The organism is Nisaea sp. (assembly GCF_040217065.1).
Lineage (GTDB): Bacteria > Pseudomonadota > Alphaproteobacteria > Thalassobaculales > Thalassobaculaceae > Nisaea.
Genome location: NZ_JAVJNX010000011.1, coordinates 17,183 through 38,866 on the forward strand (window position 1 = coordinate 17,183; position 21,684 = coordinate 38,866).

A 21,684-nucleotide genomic window follows, 5' to 3' on the forward strand; every position below is an offset into this window, starting at 1 on the left:
TCAATTGACGAGCACCATGTCCAGTTCGAACAGCTCGTCCTCGCTCAGTGACCAGTCCTCCGCCAGCACCTCGACCATGTCGCTCGCATCATTGAACAGGAACGCCGAGTCAAAGGAATCGTCGCGGCCGCTTACGCCGTAATCGTCTGAATGTTTCGGAATGTAACGCATCGTATCCTCCTCAGTCATATGGCTGGTTCTACGTTTCACTCACTCCCGAACTCACATCTCAGTCACAGCAAATGTCGTGCCAGATTTGCCATAATTCTGGTGTCGGTAAGCGAGGCTCTGGTCATCCGGCGGGCCGGGCTGATACGGTTTCCGCGGCCGACGCAAGATTGGCGGGGAGGACGAAATGAACCAGGCTGCACTTCTGGCACAGGTGGCACGGATCCACGGAGACCGGCCGGCGATCTCGTTCGGACAGCGGGTATGCCGAACCTATGCCGAGTTCGGCGCGCGCGTGGCGCGGCTCGCCGGTGCCTTGCGCAACGAGCTCGATCTGGTGCCCGGCGACCGGGTCGCACTGGCCATGAAGAACGACCCGCTCTATCTGGAAATCCTTTATGCCATCTGGCATGCCGGCCTCGCCGCCGTACCGATCAATGCCAAGCTGCACCCGAAGGAATTCGCCTTCATTCTCTATAACAGCGGCGCCAAGGCCTGTTTTGCCTCGCCCGATCTCGCGGTCACCCTTGCCGACGTGAAAAACGAGGCTCCCGATCTGGAGCATCTGATCGCCATCGACGATCCGGATTTCGAGGATTTGTTCGCAGCGCCGCCGATCCCGGCCGCGACGGTCGATCCGGACGGGCTGTGCTGGCTGTTTTACACCTCCGGCACCACCGGCCGCCCCAAGGGCGCGATGATCACCCACCGCAGCCTGATGTTCGCCACCACGAACTATCTCGCCGACGTGGACCAGATCAGCGAGCTGGACTGCATGATCCACGCGGCACCGATGAGCCACGGCTCCGGTCTTTACGCCATGCCGCATGTCGCCCGCGGGGCAAACAACGTGGTGCCGCAGAGTGGCGGCTACGATGTCGAAGAAAGCCTGGAACTGATCCGGCACTGGCCCGGCGCCAGCTTCTTCTTCGCGCCGACCATGGTCAGCCGCCTGATCAATTACCCGGGCACGGCCACCGCCGATCTTTCGAACCTGAAGACCATCGTCTATGGCGGCGGTCCGATGTATCTGGAAGACACGCTGAAAGCGCTGGACACGCTCGGCCCGAAGCTGACCCAGATCTACGGCCTCGGCGAAGCGCCGATGACCATCACCGGCCTGCCGAAATCAGCCTATCTGGACAGAAACCACCCGCGCTATCTCGCCCGCCTCGCCTCCGCCGGGTTCGCCCGCACCGGTGTCGAGGTCAGGGTGGTGGATGCGGACGGCAAGGAGATGCCATACGGAGAGACCGGAGAGATCATCTGCCGGGGCGATATCGTCATGGGAGGCTACTGGCTGAACCCGGATGCGACGGCCAACACCCTGCGCGATGGTTGGCTCTGGACCGGCGACCTGGGCGCCATGGACGAAGACGGCTACGTCACCCTGAAGGACCGCTCCAAGGACATGATCATTTCCGGCGGCACCAACATCTATCCCCGAGAGATCGAGGAAGTGCTGCTGCGCCATCCGGATGTCTATGAATGCGCCGTGGTTGGCCGCCCGCATGCGGACTGGGGCGAGGAAGTGGTGGCTTTTGTCGTTCCCCGGCCGGACCGGGAAATCGACACGGCGGAGCTGGACACGCTCTGCCTCGACAATATCGCCCGCTTCAAGCGGCCAAAGGAGTATCGGCTGGTCACGGCTCTCACGAAAAACAATTACGGTAAAATCCTTAAGACGGAGCTTCGCGACTTGCTGGCGGCGGAGGCGGAAGGCTAAGGTGCCCTCTCATTTTGCGACCAATCTTTCCGGATAAACCCATGACCTCTGGCACGAACGCCTTCGCTGTCGCTTCCGAGTTCGGCGTCCTCAAGGACGTCTATCTCTGCCGCCCCGATAATTTCCAGTGGTCCGACGTTGCCAAGGAAGACACCACCGCCAATGCCGTGGTCCGGGCGACCCTGCGCGACGGTGTTCCGTTCGACAAGGCTGCCGCGCTTGCCGGCTACCAGGAATTCATCGATGCCTATGAAGGCGCCGGCGTCACCTGCCATTTCGCCGACACCGATCCGACTTTGAGCTACCAGATCTATACCCGCGACCCGTCCGTGATGACGCCATGGGGCGTGTTCCTCGGCCAGATGTACCGCCAGCAACGCCGGGGCGAGATCGCCACCACATACCGGTTCTATGAAAAACGCGGCATCCCGGTCTGGAACTGGGCGACGGCAGGGCCGATCGAGGGCGGCGATATCCACTTGATCAAGCCCGGCGTTGCGGTCATCGGCTATACTGGCCAGCGCACCTGTGAGCCGGCAGCGAAACAGCTTCAGGCCTGGCTCCAGGCCGAAGGCTGGGAATGCCGCATCCAGAAATTCGCCGAGCACTTCCTGCATCTCGACCTGCTCTACGCCACGGTGAACGACCGCCTCGCCCTGATGTGCCTCGACGTGCTGGACGACGATTTCGTGGAATGGGTTGCCGGACACGGCATCAAGCCGGTGCCGGTCAGCTACAAGGAGGCGATGCAGCTCCAGTGCAACTGCATGTCGCTCGGGAATGACCGGGTGATTTCCTCGAAGAGCGCCAAGCGCGTTAACGAGGCCCTGCGCGCGGAAGGCATCACGGTGCTCGACCCGGATCTGTCGATGTTCACCCAGGCCGGCGGCGGTCCTCGGTGTCTCTCGATGTCACTGCTGCGGGAAGCTGTTTGAAGGCAGCGGAATCCTTGCCACACAAAATAACTCTTGTGTGGCAAGGATAAATAATCCACACTTGCCACACAAGAATATTTTTGTGTGGCAAAATCCTTATGGCTGAGATTTACCAGAGACACTCGCCAACCGCACTTGCGGCTTACCATGATCTCGTAGCGCTCCTCATGGACGATGCCGTATCCGAAATTCGCGGCACACTCGCTATGCGCAAGCGAGGCGGACGTCAATACTGGTACGACCGGTACCGGGTTGGTACCGAAATCAAGGAACGCTATCTCGGCGAAGACATCGATGAATTGAGACAGCGTTTAAATGACCACGAACACCTTGGCACACAGCGTGATGCAAGGCGCAAGGAACGCACGCGGCTCGTACGGCTGCTCCGTAGTGAACGCTTTACCGGCATGGACGGCGCAACAGGGAGCCTGATTGCCGCCCTCGCTCGATCAGGCACCTTCAGGCTCGGCGGGGTCCTCGTCGGCACCAACGCCTTCCGTGTTTATGAAGGTGAACTCGGCCTCCGCCTCACGCTGGATCAGGCGGCGATGACAAACGATATAGATATTGCCAGTTTCGAAAAGCTCTCCCTTGCCCTCGGGGAAGAGGTCCTGCCCTCGATCGACACTGTGCTCGCTGACTTCGAATTCGATCCCGTCCCTAGCCTCAACACCGGACAGGTATGGCGCTGGCGGCAAAGCAAGAGCCAGACCCTTGTCGAATTCCTGACACCATCCTTCGACGAAAAGGAAGATCTGCGTGAGCTCGCCGCACTTGGCGTCAGCGCCCAGTCTCTTCATTATCTGAACTACCTGATTGCCGAACCGATCCAGGCCGCCGCAGTCTATCGCGATGGCATATTGGTCCAGATACCGCGCCCAGAACGATTCGCCATCCACAAGCTCATCATTGCCGATCGCCGGGTTGGCGGCCCCGAAAGCCTGAAGGCCCGCAAGGACAGGCTTCAGGCCGAACTCCTGATAGCCGTCCTTGCCGAAGACCGGCCGAGCGAACTGGCGGAGGCCTATGAGGATGCGATGGAGCGCGGACCGCGCTGGCGCGAACGCCTCGGCCGCAGCCTTGAAAAATCCCCCGAAACGAAAAATCTGCTGATGAAAACATCCAGCACAGACTGACCTAACGCGGAAAAGTTACCACTTCGATCTTGTTGCCATCCAAGTCGCGGATGAAGGCACCGTAACAGACAGTCATCCGTACCTGCCTAGTTACCCGGCGCACCATCGTCTCGACCGCCTTGTGTGAGCGCGACGGTATGGAAAGCGTCTACCGCCTCCTTGGAACTGGCACGGAGGCAGATATGGATGCCTGCTCCCTCGGGAATGACCGGGTGATCTCCTCGAAGAGCGCCAAGCGCGTGAACGAGGCCCTGCGCGCGGAAGGCATCACCGTGCTCGATCCGGAGCTGTCGATGTTCACCCAGGCCGGCGGCGGTCCTCGGTGCCTGTCGATGTCGCTGCTGCGGGAAGCTGTGTGACAGTCTGTTGTTTCAGGCTCGCAAGCTCACTTCACGGTGTAACGACGTGACACGCTAGAGAACGGTAGCTGCGCTATACTGGCCCTCAGTCGATACAGTCTGAGGTGAGTCATGCAAATCCGAATGCAACGCGGATTGAGTCTGGCCATCATCATGGCCACGCTCTTCCTGACCAGTCCCCTCGGCGTCCGGGCGGATGCGCGGCTGCAGGCCGAGCAGGAAGTCCCCGGGCATTGGAAAGCAGAGTGGCCGAAAACCGATTTCAAGCGATCCCTTGTGGATTTCTCGGAAATCTTCTCGGGTGGTCCTCCGAAAGACGGTATTCCGGCTATCGATAACCCCGTCTTTGAGTCCGTCGATGCCGCAGGTACGGCCGCCCCGGGGCCGACAGAGCCGGTGATGAGCCTCGCTATCGCGGGAGATGCGCGGACCTACCCGTTGCGGATATTGATCTGGCACGAGATCGTCAACGATACGGTCGGCGGGACGCCAGTATCAGTGACCTTTTGCCCTCTCTGCAATTCCGGCGTCGTCTTCCACCGGCAGGTGGCGGGCGAGGAGACCACATTCGGCACCACCGGGCGGCTCAGAAACTCGGATCTTGTGATGTATGACCGGGCGACAGAAAGCTGGTGGCAGCAATTCGTGGGCCGGGCCATCGTGGGATTGCGAGCAGGGACAGAGCTCGAACGCATTCCGGCACGTCTCGAATCCTACGCCGATTTCACCGCGCGGCATCCAGCTGGAAAGGTCCTGGTTCCGAACGGGCGGCACTTGAGAGATTACGGGCGCAATCCCTATGCGGGCTATGACCGTTCGCCGAAACCGTTCCTCTATACCGGCGACTATACAGGGCCGGGCCGGCCGCTGATGCGGGTGGTGTCTGTTCCGGGCGCGAATCAGGCCTGGAGTATGGAACTCGTGAAGCAACAGGGTGAAATTCGGGCCATCGGAACGCCCGTCGGGGACCTGCTGCTGAGTTGGAAAGACGGACAAAACTCTGCCCTGGACACATCGACGATCTCAGAAGGCCGTGATGTCGGGACAGTCGTCGTGCAACGCCGGACGGTAGCCGGGGCACTGCAGGATGTCGTCTACGACGTTCCCTTTGCTTTCGCCTTTAACGCCTTTCACCCGGATGCGCCAATCCACCATGTGGACTAGATGTCCTTGCGCGGAAAAGTCACCGCCTCGATCCTGTTGCCGTCCGGGTCACGGATGAAGGCGCCGTAATAGACGGTCATCTGGGCCTGCCGGTCACCCGGCGCGCCGTCGTCGCGACCGCATTGCGCTAGCGCGGCCGTGTGGAAGGCGTCGACGGCTTCCCTGGAGCTGGCGCGCAGGCAGATATGGATGCCAGTCCCTTCCGGGACGGCGTCCATGCCAGAGCGGAGATTGAGCCAGAATTCCGGATACGTCTTGCCGAAGCCGATGGTCCGCTCCCGCTCGGCGAGGCGGGTAAAACCGAGAGGTGCCAGAACCGCGTCATAGAAGGCCGCACTGCGTTCGAGATCGGAAACGGCGATGGAGACATGGTCGATCATGGCCCGAGCCTAACCGGCTCCGGACGGTTCCGTCACGCAAGAAACCACGGATTGAGCCGGGCCCAACTTGCCGAAAGTGTGCCCATGTTGTGGGCGTAGGCATAGACGTCGTTGCCCTGGAACCGGGCGATTTCATTGTCCCGGATCTGGCTTTCATAGCTCTTGCTCATCGCCACGAACCGCGCGTTGGCCACGTCATCCGGCGCCGCCCCGCCACCAATCCGATCATGCATTTCCTGCACCGCCGCAAGCAGATCCTCCGCCGTACAGTCTTCCGCCCGGATATTCTGTTCCTCGTACCAGTTCTGGTCCGGAAGCGGGCCGGAGATCAGCCGGTTGGGCAGCATGAATTCAAGCTGCTCCGCGTATGACAGCGGTGTTGCGCTGTCTCCGCGATAGAGCGGTTTGAAGAGGAAAAGATCGCTGTCGAGATGGTGGCTCATCACCGTCGGCAGGAGGTTGGTATTGACGCTCGGACGCCCGAACGCACGGGCCAGGGCCTCCGGGCCGGACTGGCAGTTCAGCGAGAAGCTGCAGGTCGCCATCAGGTATATGTCGAGGAAGTCTTCGGCGCGCGGATCATGGGCCAGATCGATCACCTTTCCGGACGGATGGGTGAACAGATCGGAGTTTTCTCCCCCCAGACGGAACACCGTGTAACCGGCCTCGACAAGCCAGTCGACGGCCGGCCGGAAGTTGGCGGGGTCAACCGCACGCAGCTTCCCGTAAGGCGCGCTGCCGGCATCATGCGCATATCCCTCTTCCCTCATATGCAGGGCAACATATGGGTTGCCCGGCTCCAGACCGATGCCCGCAAGCCAGCGCTCCCCCACCGTGCGCATTTCGTCATCGAGCTTGAGATGTACCAGCGGCTTTCGCGCCGCGCGATGCTGAGTATAGGCGCGGTAGAATTTGTGGGTGTGCACAAGGCAGAGATCGAACGGCCCCATCCGGACGATCCCCCGGTCGAGATCCCGCAACAGCAGCAAGGGCGCATGCTGGGTTTCCGCCATGCCGAAATCCCGGGCCAGCAGGTCATATAGCGGGCGTTTCATGCTCGGCACGGCGCGGGGCGGTGTCAGCAGCACGACCCGGTCATATTCCGCGCCATAGAGCGAGGCCAGGTAATGCGGCTCCGGCGCCAGATGGCCGATTGCGTCCGCATAGGGCATCGGATAGACCAGCGTGCGGGCGCCATCTGTCAGATGCGGCTCCAGCACCTGGCCCAGAATATTCAGCGTCTCCGGCTTGCGCAGCTCGGCAAGCAGGGTTTCCGTATCCATCCGTCAGGCAGCCCGTTCCATCAGGGCTCCAAGATAGCCGTCCAGCGCCGCGCGAAACGGGATCAGGCTTTTGTAGCGCTGCATGCCTTCCGGCATCTCCGCGATCGCGGCGCGCAGGCCGGCGGCAAGGTCCGGCCGCGCCGCCAGCGAGGAGAGCGGATCGACAAAGGTGCGGATGGTGAACAGGATATCGCCGGAGTCCGGCAGCCGGCGCAGGGTCTGCCGTTCAACCCGGAGCCAGAGCCGGTCGCCCGCATTCTCCGGCGTGATCACGCTCTGGCCGTCATTCCGGAACTTGCCGCTGGTCTGGAACAGGGCCGGGTCGTCGACAACGGACCAATTGAGCCGCGCCACCGGTTTGTCCGCCTTCAGATGGGTAAAGAAACGGTCCACCGGCCTGCCCAGCTTCTCCGCATAGCCTGAAACATGCTCGTGAATGCCCATCATTGGCCGGCCGAGCTTCTCGGCGAGCACCCAGCGCGCCGGAAAGCAGAGAGAGGCGGCATGCAGCACGTAGCCCTCCTCGCCCGGTGTCATCAGGCAGAGATCCTCCTGCACCAGCCGGCCGGCGAGATCCAGCGCATGGTCGGCAAAACCGGCAAGCCGGTAGGTTCTTCCGGTTTCCGCGACCGTGACCATGCCGTCGTCGCACGAGATCAGTCCCGGATGACAGCGCTCCAGATTATCCAGCAGGAGCATCAGGACCTCGCGCTGTGCCGGCGCACTGCCCGGCAGATCGCCGAACACCGCTTCGTGCTGCACCGCCAGCAGCCGCTCCTTCTCGCAGAGCTCCGCCGCGCGGCTGTCGTCGACATCGATCCAGTCCGTCAGGTCGAGCGCAACGAGGCCCATGGCCATCTGGAAGCGGCCATTGGCATAGGGCGCATATCGCGGCTCCTTCGTTTCCGATACCGCATCCATCGCCGCCTACTTTTCCACCCGATTGCCGGCCTCGATCCAGTCCACCATGCCGGTGGCATGGGTATAGACCTTCGTGAAACCCGCCTGATCGGCCATGGCGCGTGCCAGCGCGAGAGAGCGTCTGCCGGTGCGGCAGATCAGCACCACCTCCACATCCCGGTCGATCAGCGCGTCGAGTGCATCGGGGAAGGTGGGAACGAACTGTCCGTTCTTGTCGAAGGCGGTCAGCCGCTGCACGCCCGGTATGGTTCCGGTCTCCGCCCATTCATCGGCACGGCGGATATCCAGCACGGTGACGCCGCGCTGCATCAGGCTTTTCAGGTCTTCATTCCCGATCGCCTTGAATTTCGGCGGGGCGACCGCGAGCAGTTCGACCTCGAAACGCAAGGTCGCATTCGGCGGAATCACACCTCCGGCGCCGCGTTCGCCGTAGCCAAGGTCCGGCGGAATCGTCAGCTCACGGGTACCGCCGACCTTCATGCCTTTCACCCCCAGATCCCAGCCGCGGATCACCCGCCCGGCGCCAAGGGTGAAAGTGAGAGGCTGTTTCCGGTCGTGACTGGAATCGAACTTCGTTCCGTCCAATAGCCACCCCGTATAATGCACGGTGACCGAGGCATTCTCGACAGCGGTCGCGCCGGTGCCCAGCGCCATGTCGAGGACCCCCAGTGTGCCCGGCGTATATTCCTCGGTCGTCTGCGCATGTGCAGTGGACCAGCTCAGCGCGAGTCCCACGAGGGCGGCTAGAACGGATCTCTTCATGGGATCAATCCTTGTATGGACATGTCTGACCGTCAGGGTAGCGGGACTTGCCGATGAGTCCAGCCGAAGCCGGCGGAAAAGCTATTCCGGCAAGGTCATGCGCCAGGCTTCGGCCCGCTTCTGGGCTTCCGCCTGGGCTTGCTCGTCAAGGGCGCCACGCACGGCATGCATGGCCGGCCCCACGCCTTCGGCATCCGCACGCACGGCGAGAATGAGCCATTTCAGGGCCTCGACGAGATCGCGCTCGACCCCTTCGCCGCGGGCAAACAGGATACCGAGCGGCAGGAACGCCTGACGGACGCCCTTGCCGGCGGAAATCTCATACAGCCTGGCAGCGCCTTCCGGGTCGCGCGGGCCGCCTGCGCCGGTCTCCAGCATGACCGCATAATTGAACTCGGCCTCGCGCAGTCCGGCCTCTGCCGCCGCGCCGAACCATTTGCGGGCCTGGCCGAGATCCTTCTCGACCCCCTGCCCGATCTGGTACAGCACGCCGAGCCGGTACTGGGCCAGCGCATAGCCGCCTTCGGCGGCATTCTTGTAGAGCTCGACCGCCTGGGCGCGGTCCGCGTCCCCCTTGCTGCCCTGGGCGCCGCGCTCCAGCGCCAGTCCGTAATAGAACTGCGCCTTGGCGTCGCCGGCTTCGGCCTGCGCACGATACCAGTCCATGGCTTCGCCATAGGTCTGGCGCTTGCTGTCCGCCGCGACGGACACATCGGAACACAGGCTCAGAAACGCGAATGCTGCGAGGAGTGGCGGGAGTACCCGTTTCAAGGAAAAATCCGTCAATTGATGGGATGCAGGGCCGTTACGGTGAAAGCGGTCCGGTGCCGGCGTTCGGGCGTGGAGCGGGCCCCTCGAATCCGACAAGACGGTTTGCTTCCGAACCGTCCAGCGGCTGGGTGTAGCAATTGATCTTCCCGAGAGTCTTGTAGCAATAGAGGGGGTCCGGCGCCGGAGCCGGTTCAGGTTGGGAGCGCGCAGCGGTCTGGAACGGCAAGTTGGCGCATGCCGAAACAAGAAAACAAATCAGCAAAATGAACGTACGAACCGCCACCAAAGTCTCCAATGGGTGCCCAAGTCATTCTGAATGTGACTTTTTTGCCCGTCCTTGGCAATTGAAAAGCAGACAACGCGAAGATCTGTCGCATCTCAGGCACTTCAAATATTTCAACAAGGTCAACCGACCAGAGCCGGAATGTCGCGCCGCCGGTCACTCATGCATTCGCTGTGCTCCCGAGCCGACAGGAACAGGATTGCACCATTCGACGGAATGGCCTGGAATGCCGTCACGTCTCATCGCCTCCAAACCCCCGGGATAATCTCATGTCATCGCACGGATACGAAACGGGCCGCCTCAACCTCCCCTTCGTCGGTATCGCAACCTTCGGCAAATATCCCTACCAGCCGGATTGGGATGCCATCGAGGCGGATGTCGCGGTGCTCGGCGCGCCGTTCGATTTCGGCACCCAGTTCCGCCCCGGCGCCCGTTTCGGCCCGCGCGGCATCCGGGAGGCCTCCACCCTGTTCTCCTTCGGGCATGGCGGCGCCTACGATCATGAGGACGACATCACCTACCTGCCGGCGGAAACGACGCGGATTGTCGATCTGGGCGATGCGGACATCATCCATACGGATACGGAACAGAGCCACGCCAATATCGAGTTCGGCGTGCGCAAGATCCTGAAGGCCGGCGCCATCCCGGTGGTGCTGGGCGGCGATCATTCGGTGAACATACCCTGCATCAACGCCTTCTCCGAGGAGGAACCGGTGCATCTGGTGCAGATTGATGCCCATCTCGATTTCGTCGACGAACGGCATGGCGTGCGTTCCGGTCACGGCAACCCGATGCGGCGGGCGGCGGAAAAGCCCTACGTCACCGGCCTCAGCCAGATCGGCATCCGGAACGTGTCATCGACTGCGCGCGAAGGCTACGAAGATGCCCGCGCCATGGGCTCCGACGTCCTCTCCGTCCGGCAGTTCCGCAAACTCGGCGTCGAGGGCGTGCTGGAGCGCATTCCGGCCGGCAAACGCTATTACGTTACCATCGATATCGACGGCTTCGACCCCTCCATCGCCCCCGGCACCGGCACGCCGAGCCATGGCGGCTTCACCTATTACGAGGGGCTGGAATTGCTGGACGGGCTGACCAGGCGCGGTTCTGTGGTCGGCGTGGATCTGGTCGAGGTTGCGCCGGATTACGATCATTCCGGCAGCACCACGACGCTGGCGGCGCAGTTGCTGCTGAATTTCATCGGACGGATTCTGCATCACCGGAAGTGAATTCCGGACCTAGTCGGCCAAAATACTCTCAAAACCGCTCATATACCGAATAGCGATACTGGCAATAACGTCAATCGCATTTAACGATATCGGTTATGAGCGAAATCCAGTACACTACCACCGCGCTGAAGCAGATGAGGAAACTGGCGCCGGAGATCCGAGAGCGGCTCCGGTCGAAAATTTCCGAATATGCCGAGACAGGAAAAGGCGACGTCAAGGCAATGCAGGGTGAGCCCGTATTCCGTCTCAGGGTTGGTGATTACCGTGTCGTCTTCAGCGACAGTCCCGCCGGCATTTCAATTCTGCGCGCAGGACATCGCCGCGACATCTATCGGTAGGACACCGTCGATATGAGCAAAATCCAGATCATCACCTCACCGTCCGGCGAGCAAATGGTCGTCCTCTCCAAGGAGGAATTCGACCTGATGGCCGCCAACCAATTCGATGAAGATGCCGAAACCTTGCGCATCTATCGGGAATCCATGGCCGCCATCGAACGCGGCGACGATATCGCCTTGCCGGAAGCCGTCTGGGACCGACTGGAAGCGCGCGAAAGCCCCGTCCGCGTTCTGCGGGAGTTCCGCTCCATGACCCAGAAGGAACTGGCGGAGGCCGCGGGTATTTCCCAAAGCTATCTTTCCGAAATCGAGCGCGGCGCCCGTGAAGGAACACTCAGCACGATCAAGGCCATCGCCAAGGCGCTTGCCGTACCGCTGACGGTTCTGACCGAGGATTACTGAACAAGAGCCAGAACATGACCATTTCGGCTGCGCGCGCGGCAGCTGCTGAACTTCATCGGGCGAAAGCTGCACAATTGCAGAACGTCACTATCTGCACGTGCACACAATTGGCCACCACAATTCCGACTAAATGCGGTACGTTGAAATTAGTATAGTGAATGCCGATAGAACCACCACACTAGGGGTGTCGAGCTACGCTCAACATACTATATATAGATGAACAAACATACTGAACAGCTGGATCTACCATTCGACGAGCCGTTCTCGACGAACGACCGACCAGAACTGTGGACACCCAGAGATATTTGGAATCGCTTCACACAGAGGATGTTACCCCATTTCAAGGAAGATCGCAGAATTGAATACAAAGCTACCCCAAAGATTAATTGGGAGGATCTATCCGCTTATTATAGCGCTTTCTCAAATACCCCCGAAGGAGGAGTTCTTATCATCGGAGTTGCAGACAATGGAACTCCCACCGGCTGTAAAAATCTTTCCCAAAAACAGCTAAATAATATTGAAAAATTTCATATACAAATGTGCCCACAAGCTCGCCCCGAAATTAAAAGAATTCCCGTGGCAAGTCCCGATGAAGAGAATTTTATAGCAGCTATATATGTTCCTTTTATTGGAAAATTAGTCGAAAATCACAAAGGAGAGGCTTGGATTCGATATGGAGACTCCAAACACAAATTATCAGAAGAAGAAAAAAGAGACTTTCGATCAACAAGAAATGAACTATCTTATGAACTTGAAATTGCCCCTTATATTTACCCAAAAGATTTTCGATTAGATATTATTCAAGATTTCTGTGATGCCTTCCGGCAACGAGAATTTAGAACTGATTGGAGTAATGAAGAAGTCCTGATCGACAGACACCTTCTCAGAGAAAATGATGGAAAAATAGAACCGCTTAACTCCCTTGTTTTGATAGCGGCAAAAGATCCTCGAAAAACAATCCCGGGCTGTAGAGTGAGAATTCAAAGATTTGAAGGAACATCTGAAGGAACTGGAGAAGGTTACTCTCCTATTAGAGATAAGTTCTCAGAAGGAAATCTAGTTGAAGTAATAAAGAATGCGTCAACAATAATAGATGATACGCTTCATGACGTTACTTGGCTAAACAAAGAAGGAAAATTTGTAACAACACCAGAATATCCTAGATGGGCATGGTTCGAAGCACTTGTGAATGCATGCGTTCACCGCTCGTATGGATATTCCGGCACTGAGGCAACTGTAAAAATATTTAGCGATAGGATGGAAATAGAGAGTCCGGGTGGATTTGTGCCTCCTGTGAACGAACAAACAATTTACGTAACTCGTGCGGCCAGAAATCCTCACCTAATGGATGCTTTACGCTATTTAGGATACGTACAAATGGCGCGCGAAGGAACACGAAGAATACGTGACAGCATGAATGAGTACGGGTTACCCGACCCACAATTCAAACAAGAAGTTCTTCATGGGATTGTGGTTCGAGTTTCGCTGAAAAACGATCAAGAGACAAGAAAGCGTGCGACAGATCGAGATGTGGCCATACACTTTGGCGTTGATCTTTGGAAAAAACTTCAAGAGCATGAAGTTAAGATCGCAGCTTACACGTTCAGAAACGGAACGATCCAAGTATCTGAGGCACAAAGACTCACAGGACGGACTTGGGGGACATCCAAGAAAGATCTTGAACGGCTCTGCAGGAAACAGGTTTTAGCTTTCGTTCCTGGAGAATTTCCAAGAGATCCCAAAGCTCATTACGTCTTACATAATCCCAAAGGGCTTCAGGATGATGAGTGAAAAACCAGCCTCATCGGCGGGCGAATAACTCCGCCCGCCATTTTGAATTTCAGGACCGAAACAACTCAGATCGACTGCTTGAACAGCTCTGTCAGGTTCGCAACGGTCAGTTCCACCGGGTTACCGCCGCAGCTCGGGTCATCAATGGCCATGGCGGCCAGCTCGTCGATCCGGTCGGTGCCGACACCGAGGGCGGACATCTTGTCGGGGATCGAGAGGTCCTCGCGCAGCTTCAGCACGTAATCGAAGAAGCCGTCAAAACCGCTGGTAATGCCGAGATAGGCCGACGCCTGGGTCAGCCTGTCCTCGATGGCCGGGCGGTTGAAGCGCAGCACCGGGGGCATGACCACGGCGTTGGTGGTGCCGTGGTGGGTATTGTAGACGGCGCCCAGAGGGTGGGACAGCGCGTGAATGGCGCCGAGGCCCTTCTGGAAGGCGGTCGCACCCATGGCGGCCGCGCTCATCATGTGAGCACGGGCTTCAAGATCGGAGCCGTCCGCATAGGCGCGCGGCAGATACTCCTTCACCAGCCGCAGGCCCTCGAGCGCGATGCCCTGGCTCATCGGATGGTAATGCGGGCTGCAGAAGGCTTCCAGGCAATGCGCGAAGGCATCCATGCCGGTGCCGGCCGTGATCGGCTTCGGCATGCCGACGGTCAGCTCCGGATCGCAGATCACCACGCTCGGCAGCACCTTCGGATGGAAGATGATCTTCTTCACATGGGTCTCGGAATTGGTCAGCACGCTGGCGCGACCGACTTCGGAGCCGGTGCCCGCCGTGGTCGGCACGGCGACGTTCGGATAGATCGCGTCGGCGTCGGCCCGGGTCCACCAGTCGCCGATATCCTCGTAATCCCAGACCGAGCCTTTCTGGTCCGCCATGAAGGCAACCATCTTGCCGAGATCGAGACCGGAGCCGCCGCCGAAGGCGATGACGCCGTCATGATTGCCGTCCTTGAAAACCTTGATACCGGCGTCGAGATTCTTCTCGTTCGGGTTCGGATCGACTTCCGAGAACATGGCCCGGCCGAGCCCGGCGGCGTCCATCAGATCCAGCGTCTTCGCGGTGATCGGCAGGCTCGCCAGTCCCTTGTCCGTGACCAGCAGCGGGCGCTTGATGCCGGCTGCGGCGCATGCCTCGCCGATTTCGGCGATCCGTCCGGCACCGAAGCGGATCGCGGTCGGGTAGCTCCAGTTGGCTTTGATGCTCATGGCACTCAGGCTTTCTTCAGATGGTATGATTTCGGTCGGGTCAGGTTCTGGAAACCGATGACGGACAGCGCACCGCCGCGGCCGGTATCCTTGCAACCGGTCCAGCACAGGCCGGGATCGAGATAGTCGGCGCGGTTCATGAAGACGGTGCCGGTTTCAAGCTGCGCGCCAATGTTGGCGGCCCGGTCGGTGTCTTTCGTCCAGAGCGATGCAGTCAGGCCGAAATCGCTGTCATTCATCAGCCGGATCGCTTCCGCGTCGTCACTAACCTTCATGATGCCGACGACCGGGCCGAAGCTCTCTTCCCGCATCACCCGCATCTCGTGGGTCACGCCGGTCAGAATCTGCGGCATCAGATAGGCGCCGCCGTCATCTTCCGGGAACAGTTTCGGGTCGACTAGCGGCGTCGCGCCGAGGGCGACGGCCTCCTTGGTCTGCTCACGCACCAGAGCGGCAAAGCGCTTGTGCGCCATCGGACCGAGCGTCGTTGCCTCATCCATCGGGTTGCCGAGCTTGTAGCCGGAAACGATGGCAACGGCCTTCTCAATGAAAGCGTCATAGAGGCTCTCATGCACATAGATCCGCTCGATGCCGCAACAGCACTGGCCGGAATTGAACATGGCGCCGTCGATCAGCGTATCGACAGCTGCATCGAGATCGGCGTCTTCCATCACATAGCCCGGATCCTTGCCACCAAGCTCAAGACCAAGCCCGGTGAAAGTTCCCGCCGCCGCCCGTTCGATGGCACGGCCGCCACCGACGGAGCCGGTGAAGTTGATGAAATCGAACTCGCGAGTGCCAATCAGAGCCTCGGTCGTGCCGTGATCGAGGAAGAGATTGACGAAAAGCCCCTTCGGCAGCCCCGCTTCCTCGAAGGCGCGAACCATACGCTCACCGACCAGCAGGGTCTGCGTCGCATGCTTCAGCGCCACCGCATTACCGGCGATCAGTGCCGGTGCAACGGTGTTGATGGCCGTCATGTAGGGATAGTTCCAGGGCGCAATGACGAAGACCAGACCGTGCGGCTCCCGCATGATGCGGCGCTCGAATTTGTCCGAATTCTCCACCACGATCGGCGCCAGCGCCGTCTCCGCGATATCGGCCATGTAGGAGGCACGCTCGTCGGTGCCACCGAACTCGCCGCCATAGCGCACCGGGCGGCCCATCATGTGGGCCAGCTCCGGCACCATCTCGGCCTGCATCTCGCCAAGCCGGGCAACACCGGCGCGGACCACCGCAACCCGGTCGGCCAGCGGCCGTGCCGCCCATGCGCGCTGGGCATCACGCGCCGCCGCGAGAATCTCGCGCGCTGCTGCCTGCTCGATCACCGGACGTTCCGCGAAGACGGAGCCGTCGATCGGCGAAATACACTGAAGCATCTTGGTCATTGAAGTGTCAGGCCCTTTCAAACCCGCGATTGACTTCCCAGTCAGTCACGCGGCGGTCATATTCAATCTGCTCCCACCGGGCAGCATGCACATAATGGTCGATCACCTCGTCACCGAAGGCCGACCGCAACATTGTCGATCCATCAAGCGCCGCGGTCGCTTCCCGCAGCGTCGCCGGGATCTCGCGGATATTGGCTCCGCCATAGGCGTCGCCCTTGAATTCCGGCTCCAGTGCCATCTTCTTCTCGATCCCGTCAATGCCCGCGGCGAGCAAAGCCGCCATGGCGAGATAGGGATTGAGGTCGGCGCCGCCGATCCGGCACTCGACGCGCACCGCCTTGGTGCCGTCGCCGCAGACCCGGAAGCCGGCCGTGCGGTTATCCATGGACCAGACAGACTTGGTCGGCGCGAAGGTGCCTGCCACGAAGCGCTTGTAGGAATTGATGTAGGGCGCAAGGAAACAGGTGATCTCCCCGGCATGAGCCAGCAGCCCGGCAATGTAGTTCTGCATCAGCTCCGACATGCCGTATTTGGCCTCCGGGTCGAAGAACAGCGGCGTGCCGTCGAGCGACCAGAGCGACTGGTGCACGTGCGAGGAATTGCCCGCGTAATCGTAGTGCCATTTCGCGAGGAAGCTGATCGCGTGCCCCTTGGCCCAGGCGATTTCCTTGCAGCCGTTTTTGATCAGCACGTGTCGGTCCGCCATGGTCAGGGCCTCGGCATAGCGGACATTGATCTCTTCCTGGCCCGCGTCGGCCTCGCCCTTGGAATTCTCCACCGGGATGTCGGCGCCGTGCAGACCGTTGCGGATGGCCCGCATCACCCCTTCTTCCTTGGTGGTCTGGAAGATGTGGTAATCCTCGTTATAAGGGCTGATGACATCGAGGTTGCGATAGCCTTGGGCGTGCGCTTCCTCGAAGCTCTGTTTGAACAGAAAGAATTCCAGCTCGGTGGCCATGAAGGCCTTCATACCCATCGCTTCCAGCCGGGCGACCTGCTTCTTCAAGATCGCGCGCGGCGAATGCGGAACTTCCTCGTGCGTGTGATGGTCGAGCATGTCGCAGAGCACCAGCGCCGTGCCTTCCAGCCAGGGAATGCGGCGCAGCGTGGAGAGGTCCGGCTTCATCGTGTAATCGCCGTAGCCCGCTTCCCAGCTGGTCGATTTGAAACCCTCTACCGTATTCATCTCCATGTCAGTCGCCTGAAGATAGTTACAGCTGTGAGTCTCTTTGTATGCGCTCTCGCAGAAGAACTCGGCATGGAACCGCTTGCCCATCAGCCGGCCCTGCATGTCGATCTGCGCCGCAAGTACGGTGTCGATTTCGCCGCTCGCGACCGCCGCGCGCAATTCCTCAAGGGTGAGTTTGCCTGCCATGCCGATAACCCATCATTCCTGTGTTCGGGGATGATCCCGGTGTGTCATCTGTCAGCGTCCAGGCCGGAAGGCCCGGGACGAGATCCGGCCGCCGTCTTCCCCTCCCGGGGTATCAGGCGGCCGGTATTGGTAACTCCCGAAAAGAGAGTCAGGTCTTAGCTATAGCGGTACGGCTTGCCGGCCTTTTTCATATCCGCCGCATATTGCTTGAAGATCTCGACCACCTTCTTCGTCCGAGGCGTCCGGTCAGCAATTTCCTCCCAGAACTTCTCGGCCTCGTTCTCGACCGTCTTCCACTCGGCGTCGTCGATGGAGGTGAGCTTCAGCTTGGTGCCATGGACACGCAGCTTGGCTTCGCCGCCCCAGTACCAGTGCTGACGGTAGTAGTGCGAGCTGTCCATGCAGAGCCGGAACAGGGTCTTCAGATGTTCCGGCAGCTCATCCCAGCGTTCGGAATTGGCGAAGTAGGAACCGCACCAGGCACCGGAGATGTTGTTGGTCAGGAAGTAGTTGGTCACATCCGCCCAGCCGACGGTGTAATCCTCGGTGATGCCGGACCAGGCAATCCCGTCCAGCTCGCCGGTCTGCACCGCGACCTCGATATCTTCCCACGGCAGGGTGACCGGCACCACGCCGAAGCGGGACAGGAACTTGCCCGCGGTCGGGAAGGTGAAGATCCGCTTGCCCTTCAGGTCATCCAGCTTGTTGATTGGATCGACCGTGTTGAAGTGGCACGGGTCCCAGGCGCCGGCGCTGAGCCAGGTCACGCCGTCGACCTCGCCATAGGCCTCTTCCCAGATTTCCTTCAGGCCGTACTGCTCGAACAGCACCGGCACGTCGAGGCTGTATCGGGTGGCGAAGGGGAAATAACCGCCGAATACCGAGATATCGACCGGGGCAGCGATGGAATCGTCATCGCTCTGCACCGCGTCGATGGTGCCGCGCTGCATGGCACGGAACAGCTCGCCCGTCGGGACCAGCTGGTCGGCGAAGTAGAGCTCGATTTCCATCTCGCCGTTGGCGACCTTGTTGAAGGCGTCGATGGACGGCTTGATCACGTGCTCGGCAAGAGCCGGACCCGCATAGGTCTGCAGGCGCCATTTGATAGTCTTGTTGGTCGCCGCCTGAACGTAAGGCGCGCTCAGTGTCGTTGCGCCGGCCCCCGCCGTCGCGACGGCAGCCGTCTTCAGAAAATCGCGTCTGTTCTTCATCTCACCAATTTCCCTCTTTGATGGGGTTCATTTGAACCCGTTGCCCCGATGCGGCGGCTGCAAGAAACCGTCACATCTCCCTGTTGTGGCGCGTCGCGCCGTTCTTCCCTGCTTTGTTTTCTTTTCATCACGGCCTGGCTGCTAACGGCCATAGAAGGTGTTCGGCAACCAAAGCGCGATTTCAGGGAAGATCATGACCAGAATGAGCGCCAATGTCATGACCAGCACGAAGGGGCCGATGGACCGGTAGATGTCCGACAGCGTGACCTCCGGCGGCGCCATGGCGCGCATCAGGAAGAGATTGTAGCCGAATGGCGGCGTCATATAGGCGATCTGGCAGGTGATCGTGTAGAGCACGCCATACCAGACCAGATCGAACCCCAGCAGCTTCACCAGCGGCACATAGAGCGGCGCGACGATGACCAGCATCGCGGTGTCGTCCAGGAACATGCCCATCAGGATGAAGGAAAGCTGCATCAGGATCAGGACTTCCCACGGGCTGAGGCCGAGCTTGCCGATAAAGAAACTTTCGATGGCCTTGACCGCGCCCAAGCCGTCGAATACCGAGCCGAAACAGAGCGCGGCCAGGATGATCCACATGAACATGCAGCTGATGCCGAGCGTCTTGCGCAGGGTCTCTTCCATGACATGCGCGGTCAGGCGGCGCTTTACCAAAGCAGCAAGGGTCGCGGCGGTGGCGCCGACGGCGGCGCTCTCGACCAGGGATGTCACGCCCATCAGGAACAGGCCGGTCATGGAGAAGAAGATGAAGAGCGGCAGGATGCCGGCCTGCAACAGCCGGAATTTCTCCGCCCAGCTGATCTCCTCGCGTTCCTCCTTGCTGAGGGACGGGCCAAGATTCGGCTGGAACCAGCAGCGGATGACGATATAGGCGATGAACATGCCCGCCATCATCAGGCCCGGGAGCGCACCGGCGAGCCAGAGCTGGCTGACCGGCTGGCGGGCGATCATGCCATAGAGCACGAGCACGACGCTCGGCGGCACAAGAATGCCTAGCGAACTGCCGGCCTGGATAACCCCCGTCACCATGATCTTGTCATAGCCGCGCCGGAGCAACTCCGGCAGCGCGATACTGGCGCCGATGGCCATGCCCGCGACGGAAAGCCCGTTCATGGCGGAGACGGCGACCATCAGCAGGATCGTGCCGATGGCGAGGCCGCCGTTCAGCGGCCCCATCCAGACATGGAACATGCGGTAGAGATCGTCGGCAATCCGCGATTCCGACAGCATGTAGCCCATATAGACGAACAGCGGCAGGGTCAGCAGCGGATACCATTTCATCAGCTTCATGGCCGCGCTGAAGGCCATTTCCGAGCCGCCGTCACCCCACATCAGGAGGGCTGCGGCCGACGCGACGAAACCGATGGCTCCGAAGACCCGCTGCCCCGTCAGGAGCAGCAGCATCATCGAGGAAAACATCAGGAGGGCGATCAGCTCATAGCTCATCAGAGCTCCTCCCCGCGGGCGGCGGCAATGTCCTTGAAGAGAGTCGCCAGTGCCTGCAGCAGCATCATGAAGACGCCGAAGGTCATGACGATTTTCACCGGCGCCATATAGGGCGCCCAGGCGGAATAGCTCTGCTCGCCATACTGGATCGCATAGGCGGTAGAGGAATAGCCGCCATAGAGCAGCAGGCAGAGATAGAAGATCAGGAACAGCACGGTGATCGAGTCGACCAGGGACCGTGTGCGCGGCTTCCAGGTCGAGTAAAGCAGATCCATCCGCACATGATCGCCAAGCTGCATGGAATAGCTGCCGCCGAGCAGGTAATAGGCCACCATCAGGAACTGGGCCGTCTCCAGGGTCCAGTGCGCGGGCAGGAACACGGTCTTCGAGAAGGACGAATAGAGCAGCACGCCCAGCATCGCGAAGATCAGATACATCGCGCACCGGCCGATCGCCCGGTTCACCTTCTCCACATACCTGACATAGAGCCGTATCGCTTTAGGCATCCCCGACCTCTTGCGTCTTGTGAGGAACCGGGGTGATGCAGCAACTGATCGCATCCCGGATCACGTCCGCGAAAATCCCTGCCATCGCCGTCTGCTCCGACGGCTCGCGGATCACATCGTTGCGGATTTCGATCATCACGTTGAGCAGGCCGCGCGGCAGCGCGTGCTTCTGCAATGTGTGGGTGACCCCGTCGGCCGGACCGTACGGTTCGTTCCGCCGCACATCCAGGCCCTCGAAAGCCCCGGCCCTGCCGAGCATGGCATCGGCGAGCCGGGCGTCTTCGTCATGCAGAATGCCGATTTCGAATGGGCGTCCGGCGCCGTGATAGGTCGGCGTGAAGGAGTGAATGGTGACGATGGCGGGCGATGCACCGGCCGCCACCCGTTTCTCGATCACCGAGCCGACCGCAGCATGGAAGGGATTATAGACCAGTTCCACACGCTCCGACCGTTCACCGTTCGAAAGGTTCTGGTTGCCGGGGATCGGGAAGATCTCGCTGACCGGCGGCATCGCGCTTGCGGCGCTCGGCGGGCGATTGCAGTCGTAAACAAGCCGCGAGATGGAAGCGGCCACCATCGGACAATCCAGCGTCGTCGCGATAATCGATGCCACAGCCAGGGCGCCGGGGTCCCAGGCCACATGACTTTCGCAAACAGCCGCTTCGAGACCGAGATCGTTCAGTGCGGGGGGAATGAAATTCGAGGCATGCTCGCAGACAATGATGGCCGGCCCGCGTCCGCTCTCATTGGTTACCCGTACCGGATCCCCCCAGGCGGATGCACCGGACATTGGCTGAGCCATCGTCGCCACTCGTATTCTCCCTGCCTCTCGCAGGCATCTTTTCAGTTTTGATCAGGCAGTCAAGAATAATTCTGAAAAT

General features: G+C 60.2%; 22 protein-coding genes. 9 read left to right on the forward strand and 13 right to left on the reverse strand.

All coding sequences use genetic code 11. From position 1 onward, the window contains the following. Complete coding sequence (locus RH950_RS18325; protein ID WP_350059193.1) at positions 1–171, reverse strand: hypothetical protein; 171 nt, start codon at positions 169–171, stop codon at positions 1–3. Positions 172–355: 184 nt separating this feature from the next. On the opposite strand from RH950_RS18325, the gene RH950_RS18330 reads away from it, so the two are divergent. The 5 genes from RH950_RS18330 to RH950_RS18350 all read left to right on the forward strand — a co-directional run bounded on the left by RH950_RS18330 (position 356) and on the right by RH950_RS18350 (position 5,488). Next, positions 356–1,894 (forward strand): acyl-CoA synthetase, encoded by a 1,539-nt coding sequence (locus tag RH950_RS18330; RefSeq protein ID WP_350059194.1) that lies wholly within the window; start codon positions 356–358, stop codon positions 1,892–1,894. A gap of 41 nt (positions 1,895–1,935) precedes the next feature. Continuing rightward, positions 1,936–2,829, forward strand: coding sequence for a dimethylarginine dimethylaminohydrolase family protein (locus RH950_RS18335; RefSeq protein ID WP_350059195.1), 894 nt, complete (start codon positions 1,936–1,938; stop codon positions 2,827–2,829). A gap of 80 nt (positions 2,830–2,909) precedes the next feature. Next, complete coding sequence (locus RH950_RS18340; protein WP_350059196.1) at positions 2,910–3,965, forward strand: nucleotidyltransferase family protein; 1,056 nt, start codon at positions 2,910–2,912, stop codon at positions 3,963–3,965. A 182-nt stretch (positions 3,966–4,147) separates the two neighbouring features. Next, positions 4,148–4,324, forward strand: coding sequence for a hypothetical protein (locus RH950_RS18345; protein ID WP_350059197.1), 177 nt, complete (start codon positions 4,148–4,150; stop codon positions 4,322–4,324). 123 nt (positions 4,325–4,447) lie between these two features. Further along, entirely contained in the window at positions 4,448–5,488 is a 1,041-nt protein-coding gene (locus RH950_RS18350) for a DUF3179 domain-containing protein (RefSeq protein ID WP_350059198.1), read from the forward strand. Here the strand turns inward: RH950_RS18350 and RH950_RS18355 are convergent. From RH950_RS18355 to RH950_RS18375, 5 genes are all read right to left on the reverse strand, one after another. Then, entirely contained in the window at positions 5,485–5,868 is a 384-nt protein-coding gene (locus tag RH950_RS18355; protein ID WP_350059199.1) for a VOC family protein, read from the reverse strand. The genes RH950_RS18350 and RH950_RS18355 overlap by 4 nt on opposite strands. Positions 5,869–5,900: 32 nt before the next feature. Beyond that, complete coding sequence (locus RH950_RS18360; protein ID WP_350059200.1) at positions 5,901–7,151, reverse strand: TIGR04372 family glycosyltransferase; 1,251 nt, start codon at positions 7,149–7,151, stop codon at positions 5,901–5,903. A gap of 3 nt (positions 7,152–7,154) precedes the next feature. Next, positions 7,155–8,072, reverse strand: a complete 918-nt coding sequence (locus RH950_RS18365; protein WP_350059201.1) for a heme-dependent oxidative N-demethylase family protein — start codon at positions 8,070–8,072, stop codon at positions 7,155–7,157. A gap of 6 nt (positions 8,073–8,078) precedes the next feature. Then, entirely contained in the window at positions 8,079–8,834 is a 756-nt protein-coding gene (locus RH950_RS18370; protein WP_350059202.1) for an FKBP-type peptidyl-prolyl cis-trans isomerase, read from the reverse strand. Between the two features lie 81 nt (positions 8,835–8,915). Next, a complete protein-coding gene (locus tag RH950_RS18375) occupies positions 8,916–9,605 on the reverse strand; it encodes a tetratricopeptide repeat protein (protein ID WP_350059203.1) in 690 nt (229 codons plus the stop codon). A 552-nt stretch (positions 9,606–10,157) separates the two neighbouring features. Between RH950_RS18375 and speB the strand changes: the two genes are divergently transcribed. The 4 genes from speB (at position 10,158) to RH950_RS18395 (ending at position 13,645) form a co-directional block, all read left to right on the forward strand. Then, the gene (speB, locus tag RH950_RS18380; protein WP_350059204.1) at positions 10,158–11,114 is read left to right on the forward strand and encodes an agmatinase; all 957 of its coding nucleotides are present in this window, start codon (positions 10,158–10,160) and stop codon (positions 11,112–11,114) included. A gap of 95 nt (positions 11,115–11,209) precedes the next feature. Beyond that, entirely contained in the window at positions 11,210–11,452 is a 243-nt protein-coding gene (locus RH950_RS18385; RefSeq protein ID WP_350059205.1) for a type II toxin-antitoxin system RelE family toxin, read from the forward strand. 12 nt (positions 11,453–11,464) lie between these two features. Continuing rightward, the gene (locus RH950_RS18390) at positions 11,465–11,854 is read left to right on the forward strand and encodes a helix-turn-helix domain-containing protein (RefSeq protein ID WP_350059206.1); all 390 of its coding nucleotides are present in this window, start codon (positions 11,465–11,467) and stop codon (positions 11,852–11,854) included. A 216-nt stretch (positions 11,855–12,070) separates the two neighbouring features. Then, positions 12,071–13,645: an ATP-binding protein gene (locus RH950_RS18395; protein ID WP_350059207.1), complete on the forward strand. Its 1,575-nt coding sequence runs from the start codon at positions 12,071–12,073 to the stop codon at positions 13,643–13,645. A gap of 65 nt (positions 13,646–13,710) precedes the next feature. On the opposite strand, the gene RH950_RS18400 is transcribed toward RH950_RS18395, so the two are convergent. The 7 genes from RH950_RS18400 to RH950_RS18430 all read right to left on the reverse strand — a co-directional run bounded on the left by RH950_RS18400 (position 13,711) and on the right by RH950_RS18430 (position 21,605). Next, positions 13,711–14,856 (reverse strand): iron-containing alcohol dehydrogenase, encoded by a 1,146-nt coding sequence (locus RH950_RS18400; protein ID WP_350059208.1) that lies wholly within the window; start codon positions 14,854–14,856, stop codon positions 13,711–13,713. Between the two features lie 5 nt (positions 14,857–14,861). Further along, positions 14,862–16,244: an aldehyde dehydrogenase family protein gene (locus RH950_RS18405; protein WP_350059209.1), complete on the reverse strand. Its 1,383-nt coding sequence runs from the start codon at positions 16,242–16,244 to the stop codon at positions 14,862–14,864. A 7-nt stretch (positions 16,245–16,251) separates the two neighbouring features. Beyond that, positions 16,252–17,619, reverse strand: a complete 1,368-nt coding sequence (locus tag RH950_RS18410) for a glutamine synthetase family protein (RefSeq protein ID WP_350059210.1) — start codon at positions 17,617–17,619, stop codon at positions 16,252–16,254. Between the two features lie 155 nt (positions 17,620–17,774). Further along, complete coding sequence (locus RH950_RS18415) at positions 17,775–18,830, reverse strand: TRAP transporter substrate-binding protein (RefSeq protein ID WP_028465556.1); 1,056 nt, start codon at positions 18,828–18,830, stop codon at positions 17,775–17,777. A 141-nt stretch (positions 18,831–18,971) separates the two neighbouring features. Then, the gene (locus RH950_RS18420; protein WP_350059211.1) at positions 18,972–20,297 is read right to left on the reverse strand and encodes a TRAP transporter large permease; all 1,326 of its coding nucleotides are present in this window, start codon (positions 20,295–20,297) and stop codon (positions 18,972–18,974) included. Continuing rightward, positions 20,297–20,803: a TRAP transporter small permease subunit gene (locus tag RH950_RS18425; RefSeq protein WP_350059212.1), complete on the reverse strand. Its 507-nt coding sequence runs from the start codon at positions 20,801–20,803 to the stop codon at positions 20,297–20,299. Before RH950_RS18425 ends, RH950_RS18420 begins: the two co-directional genes overlap by 1 nt. Beyond that, positions 20,796–21,605 carry an N-formylglutamate amidohydrolase gene (locus RH950_RS18430; RefSeq protein ID WP_350059707.1) on the reverse strand — a complete coding sequence of 270 codons (810 nt, stop codon included), beginning with the start codon at positions 21,603–21,605 and terminating at the stop codon, positions 20,796–20,798. The genes RH950_RS18425 and RH950_RS18430 overlap by 8 nt, the downstream gene beginning before the upstream one ends. Positions 21,606–21,684 lie beyond the last annotated feature (79 nt).

Coding starts and splice junctions, on each gene's coding strand:
- RH950_RS18390 (WP_350059206.1), top strand. CDS start 11,465: ATGAGCAAAATCCAGATCATCACCTCACCGTCCGGCGAGCAAATGGTC.
- RH950_RS18370 (WP_350059202.1), bottom strand. CDS start 8,834: ATGAAGAGATCCGTTCTAGCCGCCCTCGTGGGACTCGCGCTGAGCTGG.
- RH950_RS18330 (WP_350059194.1), top strand. CDS start 356: ATGAACCAGGCTGCACTTCTGGCACAGGTGGCACGGATCCACGGAGAC.
- speB (WP_350059204.1), top strand. CDS start 10,158: ATGTCATCGCACGGATACGAAACGGGCCGCCTCAACCTCCCCTTCGTC.
- RH950_RS18360 (WP_350059200.1), bottom strand. CDS start 7,151: ATGGATACGGAAACCCTGCTTGCCGAGCTGCGCAAGCCGGAGACGCTG.
- RH950_RS18430 (WP_350059707.1), bottom strand. CDS start 21,605: ATGGCTCAGCCAATGTCCGGTGCATCCGCCTGGGGGGATCCGGTACGG.
- RH950_RS18410 (WP_350059210.1), bottom strand. CDS start 17,619: ATGGCAGGCAAACTCACCCTTGAGGAATTGCGCGCGGCGGTCGCGAGC.
- RH950_RS18405 (WP_350059209.1), bottom strand. CDS start 16,244: ATGACCAAGATGCTTCAGTGTATTTCGCCGATCGACGGCTCCGTCTTC.
- RH950_RS18395 (WP_350059207.1), top strand. CDS start 12,071: ATGAACAAACATACTGAACAGCTGGATCTACCATTCGACGAGCCGTTC.
- RH950_RS18365 (WP_350059201.1), bottom strand. CDS start 8,072: ATGGATGCGGTATCGGAAACGAAGGAGCCGCGATATGCGCCCTATGCC.
- RH950_RS18355 (WP_350059199.1), bottom strand. CDS start 5,868: ATGATCGACCATGTCTCCATCGCCGTTTCCGATCTCGAACGCAGTGCG.
- RH950_RS18420 (WP_350059211.1), bottom strand. CDS start 20,297: ATGAGCTATGAGCTGATCGCCCTCCTGATGTTTTCCTCGATGATGCTG.
- RH950_RS18350 (WP_350059198.1), top strand. CDS start 4,448: ATGCAACGCGGATTGAGTCTGGCCATCATCATGGCCACGCTCTTCCTG.
- RH950_RS18345 (WP_350059197.1), top strand. CDS start 4,148: ATGGATGCCTGCTCCCTCGGGAATGACCGGGTGATCTCCTCGAAGAGC.
- RH950_RS18425 (WP_350059212.1), bottom strand. CDS start 20,803: ATGCCTAAAGCGATACGGCTCTATGTCAGGTATGTGGAGAAGGTGAAC.
- RH950_RS18385 (WP_350059205.1), top strand. CDS start 11,210: ATGAGCGAAATCCAGTACACTACCACCGCGCTGAAGCAGATGAGGAAA.
- RH950_RS18400 (WP_350059208.1), bottom strand. CDS start 14,856: ATGAGCATCAAAGCCAACTGGAGCTACCCGACCGCGATCCGCTTCGGT.
- RH950_RS18335 (WP_350059195.1), top strand. CDS start 1,936: ATGACCTCTGGCACGAACGCCTTCGCTGTCGCTTCCGAGTTCGGCGTC.
- RH950_RS18415 (WP_028465556.1), bottom strand. CDS start 18,830: ATGAAGAACAGACGCGATTTTCTGAAGACGGCTGCCGTCGCGACGGCG.
- RH950_RS18325 (WP_350059193.1), bottom strand. CDS start 171: ATGCGTTACATTCCGAAACATTCAGACGATTACGGCGTAAGCGGCCGC.